Genomic DNA, 24717 nt, shown 5'->3' with positions numbered 1-24717 from the left:
ATCGATTGAATTTGCAAATGAGGTTGATAGAAGGCATAGTCTCGCCATCTTTACTACTTCAGCCACGGTCGTGCCCATGCTAAATCGCTTCGCACCCCTCGTGCCTCTCGCACTTGTTACCCTGTTGTTTGGTTGCGCTGCCCACTCTCCAGTGACCCAGCAAGCGCCACAACCTCAGGTCAAGAACTCCGTTACCGCCCAGTCTTCCTCCGTTGCGTTCCAGGAAGAAATGGCCTCCGACAAAGAGCTCGCAGCCTTCGCCGGCAGCAAGCCTTACCAGCTTCCAGTACTGGCTGACAGCATCCTGGAACGCGGGATGTCGTTGATCGGTACCCGCTACCGTTTTGGTGGTACCTCTGAAGCCGGCTTCGATTGCAGCGGTTTCATCGGTTATCTGTTCCGCGAAGAGGCCGGCATGAACCTGCCGCGTTCCACTCGCGAAATGATCAACGTGAACGCCCCACTGGTGGCTCGCAACCAACTTGAACCCGGTGACCTGCTGTTCTTCAGCACCAACGGTCGTCGCGGTCGTGTCAGCCACGCCGGTATCTACCTGGGCGACAACCAGTTCATCCATTCCAGCAGCCGCCGCAGCGGTGGCGTGCGGATCGACAGCCTGGGCGACAGCTACTGGAACAAGACCTTCATCGAAGCCAAGCGCGCCCTCGCCATGGCACCGACTGTGGTCACTGCCCGCAAGTAAGCACACAGTTTGTAAGGCAAACTTAAAGTCTTACTTGAAGTTTGCCATATAGTCGCTAGAATCCTGATCATTGTTTGATGGCAATCCGCCTGCGTACTCCGCAGGCGGATTTGTTTTCATGCCCACGGCAGAAAAGCCGCATCCAGATCAGGATTGTTCTGCATATGTCGACGCCGGCCCGCCTCGCTCTCATGTTCCTCGCCGCGCTGCTCAGCGCGTGCGCCAGCCGCACTCCACCGCCGCCTGCTCCAGTGCGGGCTCCGGTGGTCTTTGCTCCCGCGCAACCCTTTTCCCCGGCCGCCGAAGATGTGCTCTTCCGGGCGCTTGGCCTGGTGGGCACGCCTTATCGCTGGGGTGGTAACACGCCGGATTCGGGTTTTGATTGCAGTGGCCTGATTGGCTATGTGTACCGCGACGCTGCGGGCATTTCCCTGCCGCGTTCCACCCGCGAGATGATCGGCATGCGCGCCCCGGATGTCGGCAAGGAAGCCTTGCAGACCGGCGATTTGATTTTCTTTGCCACCAACGGCGGCGCCCAGGTCAGCCATGCCGGTATCTATGTCGGTGAGGGGCGTTTTGTTCACGCGCCGGCCACGGGTGGCACGGTCAAGCTCGATAGCCTGTCCAAGGCTTATTGGCAGAGGGCTTACCTGGGCGCCAAGCGTGTGCTGCAGCCGGAGCATCTGGCGCGTAATCCCTGACGATTAAGAAGATCGACTCTGCTGGAGTGGCTCTTGTGGCGAGGGAGCTTGCTCCCGCTCGGTTGCGCAGCAACCGCAAAAGGCTTGGGGCTGCTGCGCAGCCCAGCGGGAGCAAGCTCCCTCGCCACGGTTCGGTTCCAGTCCTTAGTTCTTCGAAACACGCCAGATTTTGTTCCCCACATCATCGGCCACCAACAACCCACCCTGCTTGTCGATCACTACGCCCACTGGCCGGCCCTGGGCTTTTTCGGCGGTGTTGAGGAAGCCGGTCAGCACATCCACGGGTTGCCCCACCGGTTTGCCACCGTTGAACGGTACGAAAATCACTTTATAACCACTGTGGGGTTTGCGGTTCCAGGAGCCGTGCTGGCCGATGAAAGCCCCTTCGGTAAACGGTGCAGGCAAGCTGCTGCCCTCGGCGAAGGTCAGGCCCAATGAGGCGGTGTGAGGGCCGACGGCGTAGTCCGGGGCGATGGCCTTGGCCACCAGGGCCGGGTTCTGTGGTTCGACCCGGATATCGACGTTCTGCCCGTAGTAGCTGTAGGGCCAGCCATAGAAGGCCCCGTCCTTGACCGACGTGATGTAGTCCGGCACCAGGTCGCTGCCGATCTCATCCCGTTCGTTCACCGCCGTCCAGAGTGCGCCGCTGCGGGGTTCCCAGGCCAGGCCGTTGGGGTTGCGCAAGCCCGAGGCGAAGATGCGGTGATTGCCGCTGGCACGGTCCACTTCCCAGATGGCGGCGCGACCTTCTTCCGCCTCCATGCCGTTTTCCGCGACGTTACTGTTCGAACCGGTGGTGACGTACAACTTGCTGCCGTCGCGACTGGCAATCACGTTCTTGGTCCAGTGATGGTTGAGTGTGCCGCCGGGCAGATCGACGACCTTGGTCGGCTGCGCCTGGATTTGCGTGTCACCGTCCTTGTAGGGGAAGCGGATCAGCCGGTCGGTATCGGCCACGTAGAGGTCATTGCCGACCAGGGTCATGCCGAACGGCGAGTTGAGGTTTTCCAGGAACACCGTGCGGGTTTCGGCGATGCCGTCGTGATTGGCGTCGCGCAACAGGGTGATGCGATTGGGGCTGGGTACGCCTGCGCCGGCGCGGCCCATGACTTTTTTCATCACCCAGCCCCGGATGCCCTTGGCGTCGTCCGGCTTGGGCGGGGCGTTGGTTTCGGCCACCAGCACATCACCATTGGGCAGCACATAGAGCCAGCGCGGATGGTCCAGTCCTTCAGCGAATGCATCCACTTGCAGGCCCGGGGCCGGGGTTGGCTTGGCGCCTTGCGGCCAGCCGACGGCTTCGGCGATGTTGACGGTGGGGATCAGGGTCTTGTTCGGTTCGGGCAGTTTCGGCGCAGGGCCGGTGCCGTCGGACACTTGCAAGGTGGACGACTCGCCACAAGCGACAAGTCCGGCGGCAAGGGCGACGATCAGGAGGTGGGGGGGCTTGAGCATGCTGGCTTCCCTATGAATGCATGTAGTTATTCATAGAGGAGCGTAGACGCGCGATGGTTCAACCGTGGGTAGGCCTGTCAGCCAGGCAGTATCTGGATTTTGTGCATGCTGAAAATCCAGTGTGGGAGCGAGCTTGCTCGCGATGGCGGTGTATCAGCCTGTGTTGATGTTGACTGGCACACCGCTATCGCGAGCAAGCTCGCTCCCACAGTTTCTTCCACAGTTCCCAGTGTGCAATGAATCAACCGTGGGCCTGCTTGAACAGCACCGCGATGCCAGGATGGTAATGCCCGGCTTCGTTGCGCAACTTGCGGTAGGCGTAAGGGAAGTACCAGGCCACGGCGCAGGTGTTTTCCTTCTGCAGGTCGTCGATCATGTCCTGCAATTCTTCGGGCGTGGCGCTTTGCTGGGCTTTTTGCGGCGAGACGAACAGGCAGCCCAGCTTCAGATCGCTGGCGTAGCTGATGCGCTTGGCATCGCTGGTGGCTTCCAGCAGCGGCTGGGTCAGGTTCAGGTTGCTTACCTTGGGCCAGCGCTGGGTGGCCTGGATGAAGGCGCGCTCCTCGGTGCTGGCGATGAACAGATCGGCGCTGACGTTGCGTTCGCCTTCTTCATTCTGCTTGCGGGTCGGGGCGTTCTGCAGCGTGACCATCTCGGCCATCCAGGCTGCGGCCGAGAGCAAGCCGAGGTTGGCTTTTTCATCGAACCAATAAGGCGTGTCGTTATCGCCACGCACCGCGTTGTAGCGGTCGATACAGTCAAACCAGCGTTCCAGCGCCGGGCGCAGGAATTCCAGTTTTGGATTGCTGATGATCATCCCTTGCATGCTTTTGCCCTCTTGTTCTTGTGATATCGGGTCGTAATGTCGCTTTGATATCACTTGCCGCAGAATCCCACAAGATTGCCGTCATTTTATTGATCGGCGCCAATGATCGCCCCGACAGGCGGCTTTAATTGACGCTCCACCCCCAACCCTCTAACCTTCGCCGCTTGTTTCAGGTGCTCTGTGGCTGTGGTCGACAGAGTGAAACAGGGAAGCCGGTGAGTGCACACGAACCCGGCGCTGCCCCCGCAACGGTAAATGAGTCAACGCTGTGCTCAAGCCACTGTGTCGCCAGACATGGGAAGGCGCACAGACCGGCATTGCGCCGCTCATGAGCCCGGAGACCGGCCTGATTCATCCAACGGCATCACGGTGGGCGATGCCAGGCTTGTTGCCGTCTTTTTTTGTGCCCGCCCGCCGTTATCCAATCCCAACGGAGGCTTCCCCATGACCGACTCCCCCACGATCGATGCATCCGATCGCGACGAACGCCACCTGGCGCGCATGCTGCGCAAGAAAGCCGTGATCGACGAGCGCATCGCCAACTCGCCGAATGAATGCGGCTTGTTGCTGGTGCTGACGGGCAACGGCAAGGGCAAGAGCAGCTCGGCGTTCGGCATGCTGGCCCGGGCCATGGGCCACGGCATGCAGTGCGGCGTGGTGCAGTTCATCAAGGGGCGCAACAGTACCGGTGAAGAGCTGTTCTTGCGCCGCTTCCCGGAGCAGGTGCGCTTTCACGTCATGGGTGAAGGCTTCACCTGGGAAACCCAGGATCGCCAGCGCGACATCGCCGCCGCCGAAGCCGCCTGGGCGGTATCGCGCCAGTTGCTCAGCGATCCGTCCATCGGCCTGGTGGTGCTCGACGAGTTGAACATTGCCCTCAAGCACGGTTACCTCGACCTCGATCAGGTGCTGAGCGATCTGCAGGCCCGCCCACCGATGCAGCATGTGGTGGTGACCGGTCGTGGGGCCAAGCCCGAGATGATCGAGCTGGCCGACACCGTGACTGAAATGGGCATGATCAAGCACGCGTTCCAGGCAGGTATCAAGGCGCAGAAAGGCGTCGAACTGTGAGCGATCCCGCCATGACCCGCCGCCGCTGTCCGGCGGTGCTGATCGCAGCGCCGGCCTCGGGCCAAGGCAAGACCACCGTCACTGCGGCGCTGGCCCGCTTGCATCGCAACCAGGGACGCAAGGTGCGTGTGTTCAAATGCGGCCCGGATTTTCTCGACCCGATGATCCTGGAGCGGGCCAGTGGCGCGCCGGTCTATCAATTGGACATGTGGATGGTCGGCGAGCAGGAAAGTCGCCGGCTGTTGTGGGAAGCCGCTGCCGAAGCGGACTTGATCCTGATCGAAGGGGTGATGGGGCTGTTCGACGGCACCCCGTCGAGCGCCGACCTGGCGCGGCATTTTGGCGTGCCGGTGTTGGCGGTGATCGATGGCACGGCCATGGCCCAGACTTTCGGCGCCCTGGCCCTGGGCCTGGCGCGTTATCAACCGGACCTGCCGTTCGCCGGGGTCTTGGCCAACCGGGTCGGCACCTTGCGCCACGCGCAATTGCTCGAAGGCAGCCTGACCGAAGGCCTGCGCTGGTACGGCGCGCTGTCTCGGGAAACCGGCATCGAATTGCCCAGTCGTCATCTCGGGTTGGTCCAGGCCAGCGAGTTGAACGACTTGGACGCGCGCCTCGACGTGGCCGCCGAGGCCCTGGCCGGCAGTTGCGAAGTGGCGCTGCCGCCAGCGGTGGAGTTCGCCGCGCCTGAGGTGATCACCGTTGAGCCGTGGCTCGCCGGGGTGCGCATTGCTGTGGCCCGTGACGAAGCGTTTGCCTTCACCTATGGCGCCAGCCTTGATCTGCTGCGGGCCATGGGCGCGCAGTTGTGTTTCTTTTCGCCGATTCATGACAGCGAACTGCCCGAGGCGGACAGCCTTTATTTGCCTGGCGGTTATCCGGAACTGCACCACGTTGCGTTGGCTGGGAACGCGCCGATGCTGGCAGCGATCCGTGCTCACCAGGCCGCCGACAAACCGTTGCTCGCCGAATGCGGCGGCATGTTGTATCTGCTCGATTCATTGACCGATGTCGAAGGCGTGCGCGCCGAACTGCTGGGTTTGCTGGCCGGTGATGCGCAGATGCAAAAGCGCCTGGCAGCCCTGGCGCTGCAAGCGGTGGATTTGCCGGAAGGCACCTTGCGTGGGCATACCTATCATCATTCCCTGACCAGCACCGAGCTTGAACCGATTGCCCGTGGCCATAGCCCCAATGGCGGGCGCGGGGCGGAAGCGGTGTTCCGGCAGGGGCGGATGACGGCTTCCTATGTTCATTTTTATTTCCCGTCCAATCCCAAGGCGATTGCTGCGTTGTTTGCGCCTGATCCTGAGACCGCTATCGCGAGCAAGCTCGTTCCCACAGGGGACCCCGTGATCTCAAGTGCAACGCTAGCCAATGTGGGAGCGAGCTTGCTCGCGAAGAGGCCATGACCGACACCGCTTTCTCCCAGGCCGAACGCGACGCTATCTACCGCGTCATCGCCGAACGCCGCGACATGCGCCACTTCAGCGGTGGCACGGTTGAGCCGGCCTTGCTGCGCCGCCTGCTGGAAGCCGCGCACCAGGCCCCCAGCGTCGGCCTCATGCAACCATGGCGCTTCATCCGCATCAGTGACCGCGCCTTGCGTGGACAGATCCGCGAACTGGTGGAGCAGGAACGCATTCGCACCGCCGAGGCCCTGGGTGAGCGCAGCGATGAATTCATGAAGCTCAAGGTCGAAGGGGTCGACGACTGCGCCGAAGTGCTGGTGGCGGCGTTGATGGAAGATCGTGAGCGGCACATCTTCGGTCGCCGGACCTTGCCGGAAATGGACCTGGCCTCGCTGTCCTGCGCGATCCAGAACCTGTGGCTGGCTTCCCGCGCCGAAGGGCTGGGGATGGGCTGGGTGTCGCTGTTCGAACCCCAGGCCCTGGCCGACCTGCTGGGCCTACCCGCTGGGGCCAAGCCGCTGGCGATCCTCTGCTTGGGCCCGGTCGAGGGTTTTTACCCGGCGCCGATGCTCGCCCTGGAAGGGTGGGCGCAACCGCGTCCGCTCAATGAACTGCTGTATGAAAACCATTGGGGAGTGAGCCCATGAGTGTGGCGTTGCTCAGTGCCGCCGCAGTGGCGCTGGATGCATTGCTGGGCGAGCCCCGACGCTGGCATCCGCTGGTGGCGTTCGGCGGTTTTGCCGATCGCATCGAACAACGTTTCAATTCCGGCGGACGTGGTTGGCGCAGCCATGGGGTGACGGCGTGGATCATTGCCGTGGTGCCGTTGACCTTGCTCGCCACGGCCCTTTCGTGGGCGCCAATGGTGGGCTGGCTGGTGGAGATCCTCGCCTTGTACTGTGCCCTCGGCCTGCGCAGTCTCGGTGAACATGTCGAGCCGGTGGCGCGGGCGTTGCGCAGCGGCGATCTGGAGGAGGCGCGCAAGCGTGTCGGCTATCTGGTCAGCCGCGAAACGGCTGAGCTGGATGAAACCGCCGTGGCCCGCGCCGCCACCGAATCGGTGCTGGAAAATGGCAGCGACGCGGTGTTCGCCGCGTTGTTCTGGTTCGCCGTGGCCGGCGCGCCCGGCGTGGTGTTGTATCGCCTGAGCAATACCCTCGACGCCATGTGGGGTTATCGCAACGAACGCTTCGAGCGCTTCGGCTGGGCGGCGGCAAAAATCGACGATGTGCTCAACTATATTCCGGCGCGCCTGGTGGCATTGACCTACGCGCTGCTCGGCAAAACCCGTCTGGCGCTCAAGTGCTGGCGCACCCAGGGGCCGACCTGGGACAGCCCCAACGCCGGACCAGTGATGGCCGCCGGTGCCGGAGCGCTGGGTGTCGAGCTGGGCGGGGCGGCGGTTTACCACGGCGAACTGCATCAACGTCCAGCGCTGGGCGAGGGCGTGCCGGCGAGTGCCGACGCCATTGATCGCGGCTGGCAATTGGTCCAGCGCGGCGTATGGTTATGGCTGCTGATTCTCTGCCTGGGAGCTGAGTTTTATGCTTGAGCACGGTGGCCGTTTGCGCAACGCAGCCCGGCAATACGGCATTGCCGAAGCGGATTGGCTCGACTTGTCCAGCGGTCTGGCGCCTTGGCCGTTCGACGTCCCGGCGATTCCCCTGCGGGCCTGGGCGCGCCTGCCGGAAACCGATGACGGCTTGGAACAGGCCGCCTGCGATTATTACGGCGCGCTGAATGTGCTACCGGTGGCCGGTTCGCAGATGGCGATCCAGCTGTTGCCGCGCCTGCGCCGGGCCGGCAAGGTCGGTGTCTTGTCGCCCTGTTACGCCGAGCACGCCGAAGCCTGGCGCCGCAGCGGCTACATCGTTCGCGAAGTGCTGGAGTCGGAGGTGGATTTCTTTCTCGACAGCCTCGACGTGCTGGTGGTGGTCAATCCGAACAATCCCACGGGCCTGAGCCTGGCGCCCGAGCGCTTGCTGGACTGGCATGCGCGCCTGGCCCAGCGCGGTGGCTGGCTGGTGGTGGATGAGGCCTTCATGGACGTCACGCCGGCGCTGAGCCTGGCGGCGCACACCCATCTGGTCGGGTTGATCGTGCTGCGCTCGTTCGGCAAGTTCTTTGGCCTGGCCGGGGTTCGCCTGGGGTTTGTATTGGCCGAGCGCCGCTTGCTCAAGTTGCTCGCCGAACAGGTCGGGCCGTGGGTCGTCAGCGGGCCGACCCGGGTGCTGGGCCAGGCGTGCCTGCTGGACACTGATGCCCACGCCTACCAGCGCCAACGCTGCGAAGCCACCAGCCAACGCCTGGCGCTGATGCTCGAACGCCACGGCTTCAAGCCGCAGGGCGGCTGCGGGTTGTTCCAATGGCTGGTCACCGAACACGCCCTGGGGCTTCATGATTTCATGGCCCATCGCGGCATTCTCCTGCGCTTGTTTACCAACACCAGCAGCCTGCGCTTCGGGCTGCCGGCCGATGACAGCGAATTCCTGCGCCTCGAACGGGCCTTAGAGGCCTACGCCAAGGACACCCGATGACCACAGTGATGGTGCAGGGCACCACGTCCGATGCCGGCAAAAGTACCTTGGTCACGGCTTTATGCCGCTGGGTCCGACGCCAGGGTGTAAGCGTGGTGCCGTTCAAGCCGCAGAACATGGCCCTCAACAGCGCCGTGACGGCCGACGGCGGCGAAATCGGTCGCGCCCAGGCGGTGCAGGCCCAGGCGGCGGGGCTGGAACCGCACACCGACATGAACCCGGTGCTGCTCAAGCCCAACAGCGACACCGGCGCCCAGGTGATCATCCATGGCCGTGCCGTGACCACCATGAATGCGGTGGCCTATCACGATTACAAAGCCATCGCGATGCAAGCCGTGCTGGCCTCCCACGCGCGCTTGAGCGCGGCCTATCCGGTGGTGATGGTGGAGGGCGCCGGCTCGCCGGCCGAGATCAACCTGCGCGCGGGTGACATTGCCAACATGGGCTTTGCCGAGGCGGTGGATTGCCCGGTGCTGCTGATCGCCGATATCAATCGTGGCGGGGTGTTCGCTCATCTGGTCGGTACCCTGGAGTTGCTTTCGCCCAGCGAACAGGCGCGGGTCAAGGGCTTCATCATCAACCGTTTTCGCGGTGACATCGCCTTGCTGCAACCGGGCCTGGACTGGCTGGAAGCGCGCACCGGCAAACCGGTGATCGGCGTGTTGCCGTACGTGATGGACCTGCACCTGGAAGCCGAGGATGGCCTCGACCAACGCCAAACCGACAAGGCTGAACAGGTGCTCAAGGTGGTGGTGCCGGTGTTGCCGCGCATCAGCAACCACACCGATTTCGATCCACTGCGCCTGCACCCGCAGGTCGACTTGCAATTCATCGGCCCCGGCCAGCCCATCCCGGCGGCCGACCTGATCATCCTGCCCGGTTCGAAAAGCGTGCGCAGCGACCTGGCCTACTTGCGCGCCAACGGTTGGGCAACGGCGATCAATCGTCACCTGCGCTACGGTGGCAAGCTGCTGGGCATCTGCGGTGGTTTGCAGATGCTCGGCCAGCAGGTCCACGACCCGTTGGGGCTCGAAGGCGCGGCCGGTTCCAGTGCCGGGCTGGGCCTGCTGGACTTCGAAACGACCCTGGAACACGAGAAGCAATTGCGCAATGTGCGCGGGCGACTGGCCTTGGAAGAGGCTGAGGTCAGCGGCTACGAGATCCACGCGGGCGTGACCACTGGCCCGGCCCTGGAAAACCCCGCGGTGCATCTGGAGGATGACCGTTGCGACGGTGCCCAGAGTCTCGACGGGCAGGTGTTCGGCACTTACCTGCATGGGCTCTTTGAATCGCCGGCGGCCAGTAGCGCGTTGTTGCGCTGGGCCGGGTTGCAGGATGTGCAGGCGGTGGATTACCACGGGTTGCGCGAGCGGGACATCGAGCGGTTGGCGGATCTGGTGGAACAGCATTTGGATACTCGGTTGTTGCGTGAACTCTGTGGGATTTGACGTGGCTGTACCGGCCTCATCGCGAGCAAGCTCGCTCCCACTTTGGATCTCTGATGATCACCGAATTCATGTACACCCTGGATCAACTGTGGGAGCGAGCTTGCTCGCGAAGAGGCCAGTCGCCACACCGTCAAATAAAAGGTAATGACCCATGCTGCAACTGATCCTCGGCGGCGCCCGCTCCGGCAAGAGTCGCCTGGCGGAAAAACTCGCCACAGACACCCAATTGCCAGTGACCTACATCGCCACCAGCCAACCCCTGGATGGCGAGATGACCGCGCGCGTCGCGCAACACCGCGCGCGGCGCCCGACCGAATGGGCGCTAGTGGAAGAACCCCTGGCCCTGGCGCGGGTGCTACGGGAAAACGCCGCCCCCGGGCAATGCCTGCTGGTGGATTGCCTGACCCTGTGGCTGACCAACCTGCTGATGCTCGACGACCCCGAGCAACTGAACGCCGAACGCGAGGCGCTGCTGGACTGCCTGGCCACGCTGCCCGGGGACATCATTTTTGTCAGCAACGAGACCGGCATGGGTGTCGTGCCGCTGGGCGAGCTGACTCGCCGTTACGTCGATGAAGCCGGTTGGCTGCATCAAGCCTTGGCCGAACGTTGTCAGCGCGTCGTGCTGACCGTCGCCGGCCTGCCCCTGACTCTCAAAGGTACTGCGTTATGAATCATTGCTGGTGGCTGGACCCGTGCAAGCCCGTCGATAACCAGGCCCTGGAGCAGGCCACGGCCCGTCAGCAACAACTGACCAAGCCGGCGGGTTCCCTGGGCCGGCTGGAGTCGGTGGCGGTGCAACTGGCCGGCCTGCAAGGGCAGGTCAAACCGAGCCTCGATCAGCTATGGATCGCGATTTTTGCCGGTGACCATGGTGTGGTCGCCGAAGGCGTATCGGCCTATCCCCAGGAAGTCACCGGGCAGATGCTGCTCAACTTCGTCAGCGGCGGCGCGGCCATCAGCGTCCTGGCGCGGCAACTGGGCGCGTCGCTGGAAGTGGTGGACCTGGGCACCGTCACGCCTTCGCTGGACCTGCCCGGCGTACGGCACCTGAACGTCGGGCCGGGCACGGCGAATTTTGTCCAGGGCCCAGCCATGACGGTGAGCGAGGGCGAGCAGGCCCTGCAAGCTGGGCGCGACAGCGTGGCGCGTGCGGTCGCGGCCGGGACGCACTTGTTCATTGGTGGCGAGATGGGCATCGGCAACACCACGGCCGCCAGCGCCCTGGCCTGCGCCTTGCTCGAATGCCCGGTGGCGCATCTGGTGGGGCCGGGTACCGGGTTGGACGCGGCGGGTGTCAGCCGCAAGGCCCAGGTGATCGAACGGGCCCTGGCGCTGCACGCGGCCCAGGGCCACGACCCGTTGCAGACCCTGTTCAACCTCGGCGGTTTTGAAATCGCCGCGTTGGTCGGTGCGTACCTGGCCTGCGCCCAGCAGGGCGTCGCGGTGTTGGTGGATGGCTTCATCTGCAGCGTTGCGGCCCTGGTGGCGGTGCGGATCAATCCCGCGTGCCGGCCATGGTTGCTGTTCGGCCATCGTGGCGCCGAGCCGGGCCATCGCCACGTGCTGGAAACCCTCGGCGCCGAACCGCTGCTGGATTTGGGCCTGCGCCTGGGCGAGGGCAGTGGCGCGGCGTTGGCAGTGCCGCTGTTGCGCCTGGCCTGTGACCTTCACGGGCAAATGGCGACGTTTGCCGAAGCGGCCGTGGCGGATCGCCCGGCATGACCTTGCGCCTGGACCTGCTGCGTCACGGCGAAACCGAGCTGGGCGGTGGCTTGCGCGGCAGCCTCGACGATGCCTTGACGGCCAGGGGCTGGGAGCAGATGCACACGGCTGTCGAGCAAGGCGGCCCCTGGGATCGCCTGGTGAGTTCGCCGTTGCAGCGTTGCGCCCGCTTTGCCGAGCAACTGGGTGCCCGACTCGGCGTGCCGGTGCAACTGGACAAAGACCTGCAAGAGCTGCATTTCGGCGCCTGGGAAGGCCGTAGCGCAGCGGCGCTGATGGACACCGACGCCGAGGCACTGGGCCAGTTCTGGGCCGATCCCTATGCCTTCACGCCCCCCGAAGGCGAGCCGGTGCTGGCGTTTTCCAGCCGCGTGCTGGCGGCGGTCGAACGCCTGCACGCGGCCTATGCCGGTGAGCGAGTCTTGCTGGTCAGCCATGGCGGTGTGATGCGCCTGCTGCTGGCCCAGGCCCGCGGCCTGCCTCGGGAGCAATTGCTCAATGTCGAAGTCGGCCATGGCGCGCTGTTTTCCCTGACGGTGTCGGCAGGGCCCGTGCTCAAAGAGGCGGATTGACGATGTTGCCCTTCTGGATCGCCTTGCAGTTTCTCAGCAGTCTGCCGGTACGCCTGCCTGGCATGCCCGAGCCTGAACAGCTGGGCCGTTCGCTGTTGTTCTATCCGGTGGTGGGGTTGTTGTTCGGTGTTTTGCTGTGGCTGTTCAATGCACTGCTGCTGGGCACGCCGTTGCTGCTGCACGCCGCGCTGTTGCTGAGCGTGTGGGTGTTGCTCAGCGGCGGCCTGCACCTCGATGGCCTGGCCGACAGCGCCGATGCCTGGTTGGGCGGTTTCGGCGACCGCGAGCGTACGTTGCTGATCATGAAAGACCCGCGCAGTGGGCCGATCGCGGTGATCACCCTGGTGCTGGTGCTGCTGCTCAAATTCACCGCGCTGCTGGCGTTGATCGAGCAGGGACAGACGTTGACCTTGATCGTCGTGCCGGTGCTGGGGCGTGCCGCGTTGCTTGGCCTGTTCCTGACCACGCCGTACGTGCGTGCCGGCGGCCTGGGCCAGGCCCTCGCCGATCATCTGCCCCGCCGTGCGGGTTGGCAGGTGTTGTGGGTGTGCGCGCTGGGAGGCGTGCTGGTGGCGGGTTGGGCAGGTGTCGTTGCCCTGTTGGCCGCCTCGGCGGTCTTTATCGGCTTGCGCCAGATGATGCTGCGCAGGCTAGGGGGCTGCACCGGGGATACCGCCGGGGCGTTGCTGGAATTGCTTGAGATGGCGATGTTGGTGGGGGTGGTGTTGCGCTGAGTTTGTCCTGATCTTGTCCCGGCGACCTGTCAACTCTGACAGTATCGCGTCATTGAAAACGCGGGCTTAATTCGCTCAAGGCCTCAGCTGCCGCGCAGAGCGATGGGAAGCGTTGTGTCGTGTCCGGTGTTATCGATCTGCCAGGAAAATTGGATGGCCGTTGACGTTTCAACGGCTGAACGTTGTCAATGGGAGAGCGATAGCATGGCAAATGCGGATAACAGACTGGCGCGACGTGAGGCGCACAGCGCTTATCTCAGGATGCGCACCGAGCACCGGTCGGGGTTGGGCGATCAGTCGATAATCATCGATCATCCTATAGTCGACATTGCGACTGGTCTGATCAACGGTCCCAGTCTGAAGAACGGAATGAAGGTAAAAATTCCCAAGTGGGCTAACTTGCCACCTCCCCAGGCCCCGGAAAAAATTGAAGTTCTGCTTGATCGGGGCACGGGTCGTTTTGAAGTCGTGGCTGATCATGAATTTGTAATCCCGGCAGGTGCTACCGACTTTACGGAAACCTTTCCTTACGAGATGCTCATCCAGCCGAGGGATCTTCCGCAACTTGCTGCGTGTCGTCTTATGTATCGCCACCACTCTTATCAGGATGAAGAAGACGATTCACCAATATCCCCGATCGTTATCGATCAACAACCACCTTATAGACACGACCCGCCAGAGGCGTTGAAGTTTTCGGACGTGTACCTCGACGACACAAACCTGGCGCCTGGCAGCAGTTTGACTGCCACAATTCCTGGTTACGCTGATTGGCAAGCTACGGATAAAATCGCCGTTTACCTGGTGGATGCCGCCGACATTCCCGAGGACCTGAATGGACTCTCCCCGATTTTCTTCAACGATGTTCCCCCCCCGGGCACCTCAGACACTCCGATCGAAATCGACGGCGATCGTATTCGTGCGTTTGGCGATGCCGAATGCGTGTTCATCTACGTCCTGATCGACAAGGCGACCAATCCCAGCGCTCTGTCGCTTTGGCAGAAAATAAGCCTCACCTTCGGGCCGCTACCGACCAATCTAAAAGTTCCGGAAGTCCCCCAGGCAGATCCGGGCCCTTTGGTGGTTGAGCATGCTTTGTCGGGGGTGAGCGTGTGGATTCCCATGTATGACGATCCCAAGAGCTACGACGACATTCGGTTGAAGTGGGGAAATACAACCTTGGCCGACCAACCCGTTGGCCCCAATCCACCTCCCAAGATCGAGATACTGGTGGAACCGAAACTCCTCATGCTCGAGGAATACGGCGAAAACACCACCGGCGACAAGACGACCAACGTCAGTTATCACGTCGTGCGTAAAGGTCGGCCATTCGGACCTGAAGACACCGATATCGAGGTCAATTTCGAGGTGCCGATCCCCTGGGTTCCCTGGCCATCTCCCGATTGGCCGGATCCGGTGCATCCAAGCTTGACGGTAGGCGTAGTCAAGAATTGGGATGATAGCCGGACCAACGAGTTGACGCGGGCCGACAAGGACGAGGACGCGAAATTCACCTTTACCTGGTACGCCGAGGCGGTTAACGGTCATGTCATCGATTTTTTCTGGAATGGCACGCGTGTCGTTGAGGCCCGGATCACCTTCGATGATACAGATCCTGATCACGTACCTGGCCAGGATCAAACCGTCGACATCCCTTGGAACTACATCAAGGACGGTGGCAATGGCCAGGCCGTGCCGGTGCACTATCAATTGAGCGCGCCAGGCATTGAGAATGATCTCGAATCCACGCCAACCCTGGTCGATGTCAATGCCATTGCGGTTGAGCTGCCACCTGCGAGTTTTCCCACCATCCCTAACCCGACCGGTTATCCAGGCTGCTCGGTGCTTGATCCCGATGGCGCGCTCCAGGTCGCCATCCCTGACCTAACCGGAGTGCTTGAGGATGGTGACGAGATCACGTTCGTCTTCACCCCCATGAGAGGGGAGGATTTGAACGCACCTGAAGATCCGATCCTCGGCGCGGAATTTGAGCGGACTTACGTGCTGGGCACCGCCGGTGCACCTGTCAGCGGCTTCACCATCCGGGTGGAACCTTACACGACCCATATCCTGCCGCTTTATGACGAGAACGCCGCATCGAATCGCAGGGGCCGGGCGAAGATCCAGTATTTCCACGATGACGGCTCGGAGACGCTTGAATCGACGCCGTTGACAACCCGCACGGCTTTCCACCGACCGAATGATCCGTGCGAGATCCCAAGGCCTTAACCTCGAAGCCGGCACCCGGGCGTCTGCTGCCCGGATGTGCCTGCTGGGGGGAGCCATAGGAAAGGCGCCAACATTGATATTTCATGTAGAAGCAATAAGAAAAGTCTCACAAACACAAGGATAAATCCTACATATATCCAGGAAGCGAGTGCTTAGGATTGCCGCCTTTTGATCGTTCGGACCCAGACGGTAAACGCCAGGCTCGACGGTTGCCAGACAGCTTGTTTATCCAGGAGTTATCCATGCCCGTTAGCCACTCATTCTCTATCACGCCGCTTGCGCGTTTTCTCAAGCTCGCAACCCTCGCGCCGTTGCTGTTGCTCAGCCCGACCGGCCTGGCGCAGACACTCATCGACAATGGTGCGTCCAAGACCATCGACGCCACCACCACGCCCGATGATTACCTGGTGGAGAACGAAAGCAAGCTGACGGCCAATGGCGCCACGACGCACCAGATCCGGGCGACCACAGGGTCGAATATCACCCTCAACGGGACTCAGGTCACCGCTCAGGGCACGACCAACGGAGTCGATCTGTCTGCCAGTGAAACGACCATCGCCAATAAAAGCAAAATTGTCAGCAGCCGTATCGGGCTGCGGCTGGCGCAAACGGCCAGCGGCGGATCTACCGCGGTGGTCAGCGACAGTGAGATCATCGGTGGACAAGTGGGGGCAACCCTCAGTGCCCTCAGCCAATTGACACTCGAAGCAGGCTCCACCGTAACTGGCAGCAACGCCGATGGCATTGGCGTGCGTAGCTTCGGCGGCAAGATCGCCGCCACCGACAGCACCATCATCGGTGGGCTCAACGGTGTGTACCTGTTCGCCGATCTCAACCTGTCCGCCGACAACGCGTTGATCCTGGACAATTCCCGTGTCGAAGGGCTGGCCGGCTCGGCGATCATCGTCGACGGCCAGACCCAGACCAACACCGAACGGGTGAATATCCAGGTCAACAACGGCTCTACCCTGGTGGGCGGTAACGGCACCCTGCTGGAAGTCGTCAATGGCTCTTCGGCGAATTTCAGCGCCGATAACAGTCAACTGGTCGGCGACATCATCGTGGAAGATGGCAGCAGCGCCAACGTGGTGTTCGATAACTTCGCCACGCTCACCGGTCGCCTGGAAAACGTCGAGAGCCTGGCCGTCAACAACGAAGCCCGCTGGATCATGGTCGGCGATGGCGAGGTCGAAAAACTCTCCATGAACGGCGGTGGCATCCAGTTCGGCAATCCGGGCGAATTCTACAAATTGACGGTGGGCGAGCTGTCGGGCAACGGCACCTTCTTCATGCACACCAACTTCAGCACCGGCCAGGTCGACACCTTGACGGTGACCGGGACAGCCACCGGCAATCACCTGGTGGCGCTCGACAGCAGTGGCTCGGAACCCGGCGCCGCCGCTTCCATCCCGGTGGTTCACATCGGCGGTGGCGATGCCCAGTTTTCCCTGGCGGGTGGTGAGGTGGACTTGGGGGCCTACTCCTACAACCTGATCAAGCAAGGCGACAATGATTGGTACCTGAACACCGCTTCGAAAATCATCAGCCCCGGTACCCAATCGGTGATGGCGCTGTTCAATGCCGCACCCACGGTCTGGTACGGCGAACTCAGCACCTTGCGCAGCCGCATGGGCGAAGTGCGCCGGGACCAAGGCAAGGCCGGTGGTTGGATGCGTGCTTATGGTAACAAGTTCGATGTCAGCGCCAGTTCCGGCGTGGCTTATAAGCAAACCCAGCAGGGCTTGTCGTTGGGTGCCGATGCGCCGTTGCCGGTCGGTGACGGGCAGTGGCTGGTGGGGGTGATGGGTGGCTACAGCAAGTCCGACCTGGATTTGAGTCGCGGTACCACCGGTGAAGTCGACAGTTTCTACCTTGGTGCCTACACCACGTGGCTGGACGAGGAAAGCGGCTATTACTTCGACGGTGTGCTCAAGTTCAACCGCTTCCAGAACGAATCCGACGTCCGCCTGAGCGATGGCAAAAAGGCCAAGGGCAGCTACGACAGCCACGGCGTCGGTGGCTCCCTGGAGTTCGGTCGTCACATCAAGTTGGAAGACGACTACTTCGTCGAACCGTATACACAGCTTTCGGGCGTGATCATCGAGGGCAAGGACTATCGCCTGGATAACGGCTTGTCCGCCGAAGGCGACCGCACGCACTCGTTGCTGGGCAAGGTCGGTGCGACGGTTGGGCGCAACTTCGATCTGGGCGAAGGCAATGTGCTGCAGCCGTACCTGCGTGCCGCGTATGTGCACGAGTTCGCCAATAACAACGACGTGCAGGTCAACGATAACAAGTTCAGCAATGACCTCTCCGGTTCGCGCGGTGAGCTGGGTGCGGGTGTGGCGATGACGTTGACTGACAAAGTGTCGGTACACGCCGATTTCGATTACAGCAACGGCAATAAGATCGAGCAGCCGTGGGGGGCCAACGTGGGCGTGCGCTATCTCTGGTAATTCAATGGGCTGACGCTGCACGGCACGTTCAATGTTCTTTACACGATGCGAGGATACCGGCTGCGGCCATTGTCCTCGTGCTTCTTTGAGGAGTCTTGTTCATGAGCGAGTCAGCAGATAAGTCGTCTTCCGATAACCCTAGAGAATTACTTCCACCCCGCATAGATGAACTGTTAGATAACATTCCGGGCGGTGAAATCAATCTGCTTCCAGAAGCCGCCACGCATGATGATCTGAAGGTTTGGTTCGTGTTATGGGACAATTCTGATCCGACGTTGGGTGAGGAGTCGGTTGAGCTGTTCCTTGACGGTGCCCAGAATTGGGTAGATCGCCGAACTTGGAACGCTTTCATAGAGCCGTCAGACCGATATGTGACGTTGCCCCAAAGACTACTGCGTGGTAATGACGGGCTTCATCGGTTGCACTACAGGGCGACGGCTTATAACAATGAGTCTGACGACTCTGCCGAGTTGGAGATTACCCTCGATACGACGCCGCCTGTCCTTGCTGCTGACAGCAAGCTGGTTTTCCCTGCCGAAGTCCTTCCGCCCAATAAACTCACTGCCCGCTACCTTGAGCAGAACAATGATGAGGTCAAGGCCAATCTCCCGGGATACACGGACCCCCGACCCTGGGATCGGATCACCTGGTACTGGGGATCTACACCAGGCACCCTGGATAAAGGCGGTGTCATCGAACTTGATGACCAGAATTTTTCTGATCCCGTCGTGGTTACGATCAGCGCCGATTTAATACAGGACAGGGGCGATGGGTCCCGGTATGTGTGGTATGAGGTGCAGGACCGCGCGGGTAATGTCAGCCCTAGGTCTGTGGCGGTTGTATTGGATGTCGATGCCACGCCGATTCCCCGTACCCTGCCGCCTGCCAAGGTCAAGGAAGCGCCGGGCGGATCATCGAGCGGTGTACTGGACCCGTTTAATGCGGTCAATGGCGTGACGGTGATCATTCCGCAGGAGGCGGTCATTTACGACGGCGAGGGCGTGTTCGTGCAATGGGCCGAGCCGGGTACCGTGGGGGCGTATCGTACCGACACTCCGAACCCCGCAGGCTCGCGGGACTATAAAATCCCGAACGACAAGATCGCCCAGCACCTGGGCAAGACGATTTCCGTGCGATACGAGGTATTCGAGCCCGGGGTCGTCGAACCGCATGAGTCGAACAACTACAGTTTGCGAGTCGATGAGTTGAATGGCTTGCCGACCATTCAGTGCGACAAGGTTTCCGGCGGCAGGTTGAGCTTGGGGAGTATTGCGGATGGTGGGTATGCCAGTTTCACACTCGAACGCTGGACCTTCATGGCCGTCGACCAATTCCTTACGGTCGAGGTAAGAGGAGTCGACAGCGGCAATCAACAGGTCAGGGTTCCGGTGCTGACCGAGTCCCCGGTCCCGGAGGTGGCTCAGCGCATTTCTGCCGGGCAAATTTCGAAGACTGATTTGCAACGTTTCAAGATTGGTAGTCCGCTTGAGGTGCGGGTGAGCATGAGCTTCGATGCCAAGCAGACTTGGAAAGACTTTCCGAGGTTGACGCCGACATTGGTTGCTTGAGATTTGCCTGGGTAGCGGGTTTGTCGGTATGGATGGGCTGTCCAGACTTCGGCGGCAAAACAGATTGTTTTGTCGCCGAAGGTAATAGGGGCTTTTATTTACGGAGTTCCGTATTCGGGAGGTACATATCCTTAGCTCCTGCAGTCGGGCGCATGTTTACTCCAATACGGTTATTTTGCCAATCCTTCATCCTTCTATGCATTTCTTTCACATAGGCGCTTACATTTATAGTGACGGGTTTTCCTGACCGGGCATGCGGCATTGTGAACCAATTGCTATCCACAGTATCAGCGCTAACGCCACCCCGATTTAAAGTGGGACGAGGTATCTGGAATGGCTTTTTCCCGAGTGGAGATTTTTTTATGATGCGAACCGTACTCTTTGTTATTCCTAGCGCTGCTTGTCGAGTGACCGGTGCAACAATGCCATTCTTACCCGCAGCGCTAGCAGGTTTTACGATCTGTTTTACGCCCTTGAAAGCACTCTGAGCAATCAGGGGCGCCGACGCAACCACCGCCGCGTAACCCAAATACTGCCCCCATTTACCGGCTTCCTCATTGTTGTCCGCGATTGCCACTGCGCTAGCGATGGTGGAGCCTGCCGAGAGAGCGGTACCCACTGCGATCATTGCAAGGGAGACTGGGCCTGAAGTTCCTAATGAACCAATGAATGTAGCGACGCCAATCGCCACGAACACCGCCCCCACCGCCACGGAAATCCAGCCTTCAATACCCCCCCCGCCAACTGATGGCAGGGTAATGTCCTCATCCGGCCGTCGCAGTCTGCCACTCCAACCGATCGCCTCATGCCCCGTGGGGTCACGCAGGGCAATCGGGTTGCCCAGGCAATAGGTGTAGGGATTCACGTCGCCGCTGCCGAACGGACTGAACGAGTCCGGGCTGTGGAAGCGCATCAGTCCCGGGTTGTAGGCCCGGTAGCCGCGGCCCAGCAAGTACCAGCCGCTGGCTTCATCGCGCACTTCGCCGTTGAATGCCAGCAGGCTTCGCAGCGTGTTGTCACTGTGGCGTTCCCCGTACGCACTGTAGACGGCAGTTCGCAGGTCTCGCTGTCGGCTTTCACCGATAACGCTCTGATTGGCGTCGGTCAGCAACAATAAGGTCTGTGAGTTGTCCGAGGCCTGTTGTCCCAGGGGACCCTCGGCGTGGTAGAGAAGGTGGGTCTGGCGGCCGTCCTGATCGACATTGCTCAGTTGTTCTTCTTGGTAGAAGCGCAAGGTTTCACTTTCATTGCCTTGTTTTGACGTGACCAAATGATCGTGGCCGTCATAACGGTATTGGCTGACGACTTGGCCGGCGGCACTTTCGACACTCAACAGGCGGTTCTGGCTGTCATAGCTCAGGCGTTGATCCCGTTCATCGTTGAGTTGGCAGCCATTGAGGTTGTAGGCGAACGTCGGGTTCGCAGTCGTTCTTGGCGGCGTATAGGTAATGCCCTGTAGCTGGCAGGGGTTATTCTCGTCCGTGTAGGCGAACATGGCCCGTTCGGTTTTACCGTCGGCGAATGTCGTCAGCGTCAGCTTGATATTGTCAAGGGCATCGAACGCGAAGATCTGGCTGCGGATCTCCCGCCCTTCGCTGTCCCTGGGCAGTGTGCTGCCCTCGCATTCATGCTTGACCAGCCGGCCACGGGGGTCATAGGTAAACGTCTCTTTGAGCAGAGTGACCCCGTCCTGCTGCAGGTGCCGGGTTTTCAGCAGGCCGTCGACTTGCCAGGTTTGCGCCTGGGTGCGTGGCGACAGCTGGTTCAAGGTGAGCGTGCGCAATATCTCGCGGTCTTGATCGTCATACTGCAATTGGGTCACCAGGGTACTGTCCGCCGCCCGGTCCTGGGTGGTGGTGCGATAGAGTTGCCCCAGGCTGTTGTATTCGAACGTGGCTTCAAGTTGACCTTGCTGGATGCTATTTAACCGTCCGGCGTCATCGTAGCCGTAGACAGTGTCGAGGCCGGCGCTATGGTCTTGTTTCAAGTCGGTGCGCTTGAGCTGGCGGCCTTGCATGGAACTTGAATGAAGGGTCTCCCAGACGGTGTTTCGATTGTCGACCCAACGCTCGACGCGCAACTGGTTGGTGGTGTTGTATTCGTACTCGCGGCGACCTTGCTCATTACGTGCATGGGTCAGGCGCGCGCTGGTCGAGTGATAGGTAAAGTCCACGTCTTCATCTGGAGCACGACTGCTGACGGGTTCGTCGGTGAGTGCCAGGTTGTAGTCGTATTCAATCGTGTCGTTTGCGGGGGTGATCCTGGTCTTTATCTGCATTTGCTCAGTGTCGTAGGTGTAGCGCTCCGTGCGTGTGCCGACCGTGGTCCGGGTCAGGCGTCCCAAGCCATCGAACTGTTGTTCGCCCACGCTGGTTTCGGTCACGCCGTCAGCGCTTACGCTCATGCCCACCGGTAATTCCAAGGTGCTGTGTTCGGCATAGCTGCGTTTGACGATACTGTCATCGGGCAGTGTGCTAGTGACCAGGCGTGACCAGGTGTCATAAACGAAATGGGTGGTGTATTGCGATGCGTCTGTGTGCTCGGTGCAACGGCCCAGGCCGTCGTAGAGGTAGGTTTCTTTGGCGACTTCTTGCTCCGCTGAATTCAGGATCCTGACTCGAGAGGGCTTGCTGAAGAGGTTGAGCCAAGTCTCGCTTAGGCCGCTGATCATCGGGGCCGGCCCGGGACTCTGGCTCCAGTTGCGCTGGATCGGTCCTTGGGACTCGGACGTACCGATGGGGTCCAGGCTCTGGTGGATCTCGACCCCATCAGGGCCGATCACATAGCATTGCTGCGCCCAGTCGTCATAGTGAAAAGTGCTCTCGAGCGCCCGAGATTCTCCGTCGAGCCAGTCATATTCGGTCTCTTCAGCCAAATTCCCCCAGGCGTTATAAAGGGCCGCATAGGTTTGTCGCGTCCGGTTCGAGTTATCGCTACCGATATGGTCGCTCTCCTGGAAAATCAAGCGACCCAATCCGTCGAGCACACTGCGTGTCTTGATTTGCCTGGCGTTGATGCTCAAGTGCTCGGCCTGTTGCCCGCTGGTGGCGCTGAGGGTGTATTCATAATTGCGGGTGGCCGCGTAGGTGGTATCAGGGGCGACGACTTCCTTCGTCAATCGATTCAGGACGTCGTAGTAATAGTGAGTTTCCACGCCGTCTATCCGATTCATCAGTTCTTGCGATGTGAGTCGCGAATGTTGGCGAACAGTGGTTTTCCTGGCGTTATCGAACGTAGTGCTCGTCGTTTCCGTGGTTTGCTGCACGGGCATGCTGAATTGGGGGCTGTCAAATTTGCGGTAGTCATAATCGACGCGGGTCGACTTGCCATTCAAGGTCACTGTCTGGCGCGAGACGCGGCCATGCAGGAACGCATCGGTGCGGTCGTCGACATGCTCGAACAGCGTGCGCTCCAGTTCGATTTCGGTGGCGCCAAGCTGCACCAGGGTCTGGTTTTCAACCGTGAGCCATTGTTTCAGAAGCACGTCTTGCGGCGGGCACTCCTCCGGCAGGCTGTCCCCCAGTTCCGGCAAGCCCTTGTAGCGATAACGGGTACATAGCATTGGGGCCTGGCCGTTGGGGGACGGGGCCGGGGCGACGGTTTGCTCTTTCAGGTTGCGCACAAAGCCTTCGGGATCGGCTGGACAGCCATCGCCCCCTGAGGCGGGATACCAGACGTTGGTTTCGATAACGCCATTGGCAAGGGTTCGGACCCGCAGGTTGCCGTGTGTGTCATACGTGTTGCTGACGGTTTCGCTGCGCCTGCGGTTTGGATTATCGAGTAGCGACCAGGTCGTTCTGACCGTCTTGGGTAACTGGCAATACTTGGGTTGTTGGTCGAACTCGACGCCGGAGGTCAGGTAATACGTGGTTTCGACCGTCTCGACGTTATTGTTCTGGGTCGTCGTTTCGTGGGTCAGCAGGTGGAATTGGTTGAATTTGCGTTCAATTTTTCGTACCGGACGTGCCTCCGGTTCCGTGTCATCGGGGACCCAAAGGGTCTCAACGCACACGTATTCGTAGGTGCCAATGTACTTATAGAGATTGTCGAGGCCGTCGTCATCCCAGAGCAGACGAAGCCCGGCGCCAAGAAAATTGGTCTCGCCTTTCTCCGGATCTTCGCTCCTGTAGGTATAGCGGACATCAATCGGCGGCTGGCCAAAGCCTGGGACGGTGAGGTGTCGGGTGACACGGGGCAGCGGCGCGCGACCGCTGCCTTCCGGGAACTGATGGCCGGCGTCTTGATAGAACATTTCCTCGCGCCCGCCAGCGGGTGTCTCCACCCAAGTGATGCAGAGGTGATCGCGAATCAGGTTGTAGCCAAAACGCCAGGACGCCTCGTTCTCGGTCGGCAGCGTGATGCGGGTGACGTATTTGTCAGCGCCTCCCAGGTTCATGGCAAAGCGCCCCAGCGGGCGGCCATCAGGGCCAGCGAACGGCTGCAGCAACACTTCGACGGAGGTGCTCTGGCGCTCGACCGTCAGCAGGGTCTGGTCCGAATCGTCCTTGACCCAGGCCAGTATGTAATCAGCGCCGCCAAACAGCGTATAGCCGAGCGTGACCTTGTGCCCCGTGGGTGAACGAATCTCCACAGGCAGGGCCACCCGGTTCTGGGTGCTGCCCATGACTTCGAGTATCTCGACCAGGCCGGACTTGTGCACGACCCGGTAGTGATCCTCGTCCTGATGGAAATGAAAACTGTCGAGTTTTTTTTCCTTCATCACCAACTGCCCGCTGACACTGTCGCTGCCGGTGACCTTGAAGGTTTCACCGGTGCTCAGGGACAGGATCTGGTTGCCAGGCGTGTACTGGGACAACTGCAGGTTCCAGCCATAGCCGTAGCCACTGTCTTGCCTGTTGAGCGAGCTGTACGCCAGCGCCAGGGCAAAACCCGGACCGCGTAAATCATTGGTTTTAACTTCGGGGAAGTTGATCGCTATCGTGTAGAGACCGGTGCGAGGATCAACACCGTTCTGTACGGAACTCATGAAGTTAAGTGCATTGGAATGAACAGAACTGGCGGCAGTCATTGATATGAACCTCATCGAGGGTAATAAAAAAACGTCGATCGATGTGCAGTCGGACATAAACAACGCCAGTACCGGCTACAGCAGCTGAAAGTGGATCCCAGGGAATAAATACCGACGTCCGACGAGACAATAGCAACTGGATAACTCCGGGTAACCTAACAGTTCTGATAGTGGGCAGATCGATAGACGAGGCGTAAAAGGGAGGCAACTCGATTGTTGCGACAGTGAAATAACTGGCCATCGATACATGCCTCTAG

General features: G+C 60.8%; 18 protein-coding genes and 1 riboswitch. Of the genes, 15 read left to right on the top strand and 3 right to left on the bottom strand.

The genetic code is table 11. The features are described 5' to 3' along the window. Positions 1-76 precede the first annotated feature (76 nt). Positions 77-703: a C40 family peptidase gene (locus tag QMK47_RS21840; protein WP_214509579.1), complete on the top strand. Its 627-nt coding sequence runs from the start codon at positions 77-79 to the stop codon at positions 701-703. Positions 704-867: 164 nt separating this feature from the next. Further along, positions 868-1404: a C40 family peptidase gene (locus tag QMK47_RS21835; RefSeq protein ID WP_214509580.1), complete on the top strand. Its 537-nt coding sequence runs from the start codon at positions 868-870 to the stop codon at positions 1402-1404. 144 nt (positions 1405-1548) lie between these two features. On the opposite strand, the gene QMK47_RS21830 is transcribed toward QMK47_RS21835, so the two are convergent. Both QMK47_RS21830 and QMK47_RS21825 read right to left on the bottom strand, forming a co-directional pair. Then, positions 1549-2859: a sorbosone dehydrogenase family protein gene (locus QMK47_RS21830; protein WP_320389320.1), complete on the bottom strand. Its 1311-nt coding sequence runs from the start codon at positions 2857-2859 to the stop codon at positions 1549-1551. Between the two features lie 241 nt (positions 2860-3100). Then, positions 3101-3685 carry a hypothetical protein gene (locus QMK47_RS21825; protein WP_018612440.1) on the bottom strand — a complete coding sequence of 195 codons (585 nt, stop codon included), beginning with the start codon at positions 3683-3685 and terminating at the stop codon, positions 3101-3103. 154 nt (positions 3686-3839) lie between these two features. Next, positions 3840-4050: riboswitch (cobalamin riboswitch) on the top strand. A gap of 79 nt (positions 4051-4129) precedes the next feature. Between QMK47_RS21825 and cobO the strand changes: the two genes are divergently transcribed. The 13 genes from cobO to QMK47_RS21760 all read left to right on the top strand — a co-directional run bounded on the left by cobO (position 4130) and on the right by QMK47_RS21760 (position 19431). Beyond that, positions 4130-4756 carry a cob(I)yrinic acid a,c-diamide adenosyltransferase gene (cobO, locus tag QMK47_RS21820; RefSeq protein WP_214509582.1) on the top strand — a complete coding sequence of 209 codons (627 nt, stop codon included), beginning with the start codon at positions 4130-4132 and terminating at the stop codon, positions 4754-4756. An 11-nt stretch (positions 4757-4767) separates the two neighbouring features. Next, the gene (locus QMK47_RS21815) at positions 4768-6165 is read left to right on the top strand and encodes a cobyrinate a,c-diamide synthase (RefSeq protein WP_253478632.1); all 1398 of its coding nucleotides are present in this window, start codon (positions 4768-4770) and stop codon (positions 6163-6165) included. Then, a complete protein-coding gene (gene bluB / locus QMK47_RS21810; RefSeq protein WP_253477203.1) occupies positions 6162-6812 on the top strand; it encodes a 5,6-dimethylbenzimidazole synthase in 651 nt (216 codons plus the stop codon). Before QMK47_RS21815 ends, bluB begins: the two co-directional genes overlap by 4 nt. Next, a complete protein-coding gene (gene cbiB / locus QMK47_RS21805) occupies positions 6809-7717 on the top strand; it encodes an adenosylcobinamide-phosphate synthase CbiB (protein WP_053189701.1) in 909 nt (302 codons plus the stop codon). The genes bluB and cbiB overlap by 4 nt, the downstream gene beginning before the upstream one ends. After that, entirely contained in the window at positions 7710-8702 is a 993-nt protein-coding gene (gene cobD, locus QMK47_RS21800) for a threonine-phosphate decarboxylase CobD (protein WP_253477199.1), read from the top strand. The genes cbiB and cobD overlap by 8 nt, the downstream gene beginning before the upstream one ends. After that, positions 8699-10150 carry a cobyric acid synthase gene (locus tag QMK47_RS21795; RefSeq protein ID WP_253477196.1) on the top strand — a complete coding sequence of 484 codons (1452 nt, stop codon included), beginning with the start codon at positions 8699-8701 and terminating at the stop codon, positions 10148-10150. The genes cobD and QMK47_RS21795 overlap by 4 nt, the downstream gene beginning before the upstream one ends. 151 nt (positions 10151-10301) lie before the next feature. Then, a complete protein-coding gene (cobU, locus tag QMK47_RS21790; protein ID WP_320389319.1) occupies positions 10302-10823 on the top strand; it encodes a bifunctional adenosylcobinamide kinase/adenosylcobinamide-phosphate guanylyltransferase in 522 nt (173 codons plus the stop codon). Next, positions 10820-11875 (top strand): nicotinate-nucleotide--dimethylbenzimidazole phosphoribosyltransferase, encoded by a 1056-nt coding sequence (gene cobT / locus QMK47_RS21785; protein WP_253477191.1) that lies wholly within the window; start codon positions 10820-10822, stop codon positions 11873-11875. The genes cobU and cobT overlap by 4 nt, the downstream gene beginning before the upstream one ends. Continuing rightward, positions 11872-12447 (top strand): alpha-ribazole phosphatase family protein, encoded by a 576-nt coding sequence (cobC, locus tag QMK47_RS21780; RefSeq protein WP_253477188.1) that lies wholly within the window; start codon positions 11872-11874, stop codon positions 12445-12447. Before cobT ends, cobC begins: the two co-directional genes overlap by 4 nt. Before the next feature lie 2 nt (positions 12448-12449). After that, positions 12450-13181, top strand: a complete 732-nt coding sequence (locus QMK47_RS21775) for an adenosylcobinamide-GDP ribazoletransferase (protein WP_258689126.1) — start codon at positions 12450-12452, stop codon at positions 13179-13181. A 153-nt stretch (positions 13182-13334) separates the two neighbouring features. After that, the gene (locus QMK47_RS21770; protein ID WP_320389318.1) at positions 13335-15407 is read left to right on the top strand and encodes a hypothetical protein; all 2073 of its coding nucleotides are present in this window, start codon (positions 13335-13337) and stop codon (positions 15405-15407) included. Positions 15408-15649: 242 nt separating this feature from the next. Then, on the top strand, positions 15650-17863 hold the full coding sequence (locus QMK47_RS21765; RefSeq protein ID WP_320389317.1) for an autotransporter outer membrane beta-barrel domain-containing protein: 2214 nt from the start codon (positions 15650-15652) through the stop codon (positions 17861-17863). Between the two features lie 101 nt (positions 17864-17964). Next, on the top strand, positions 17965-19431 hold the full coding sequence (locus tag QMK47_RS21760) for a hypothetical protein (RefSeq protein WP_253477177.1): 1467 nt from the start codon (positions 17965-17967) through the stop codon (positions 19429-19431). Between the two features lie 94 nt (positions 19432-19525). Here QMK47_RS21760 and QMK47_RS21755 read toward each other — a convergent pair whose 3' ends face one another. Then, on the bottom strand, positions 19526-24460 hold the full coding sequence (locus tag QMK47_RS21755; RefSeq protein ID WP_320389316.1) for an RHS repeat-associated core domain-containing protein: 4935 nt from the start codon (positions 24458-24460) through the stop codon (positions 19526-19528). Between the last annotated feature and the right edge of the window lie 257 nt (positions 24461-24717).

It is taken from the genome of Pseudomonas sp. P9_35 (assembly GCF_034008205.1).
GTDB lineage: Bacteria > Pseudomonadota > Gammaproteobacteria > Pseudomonadales > Pseudomonadaceae > Aquipseudomonas > Aquipseudomonas kilonensis.
This window is presented reverse-complemented; position numbering and strand designations above follow the sequence as displayed.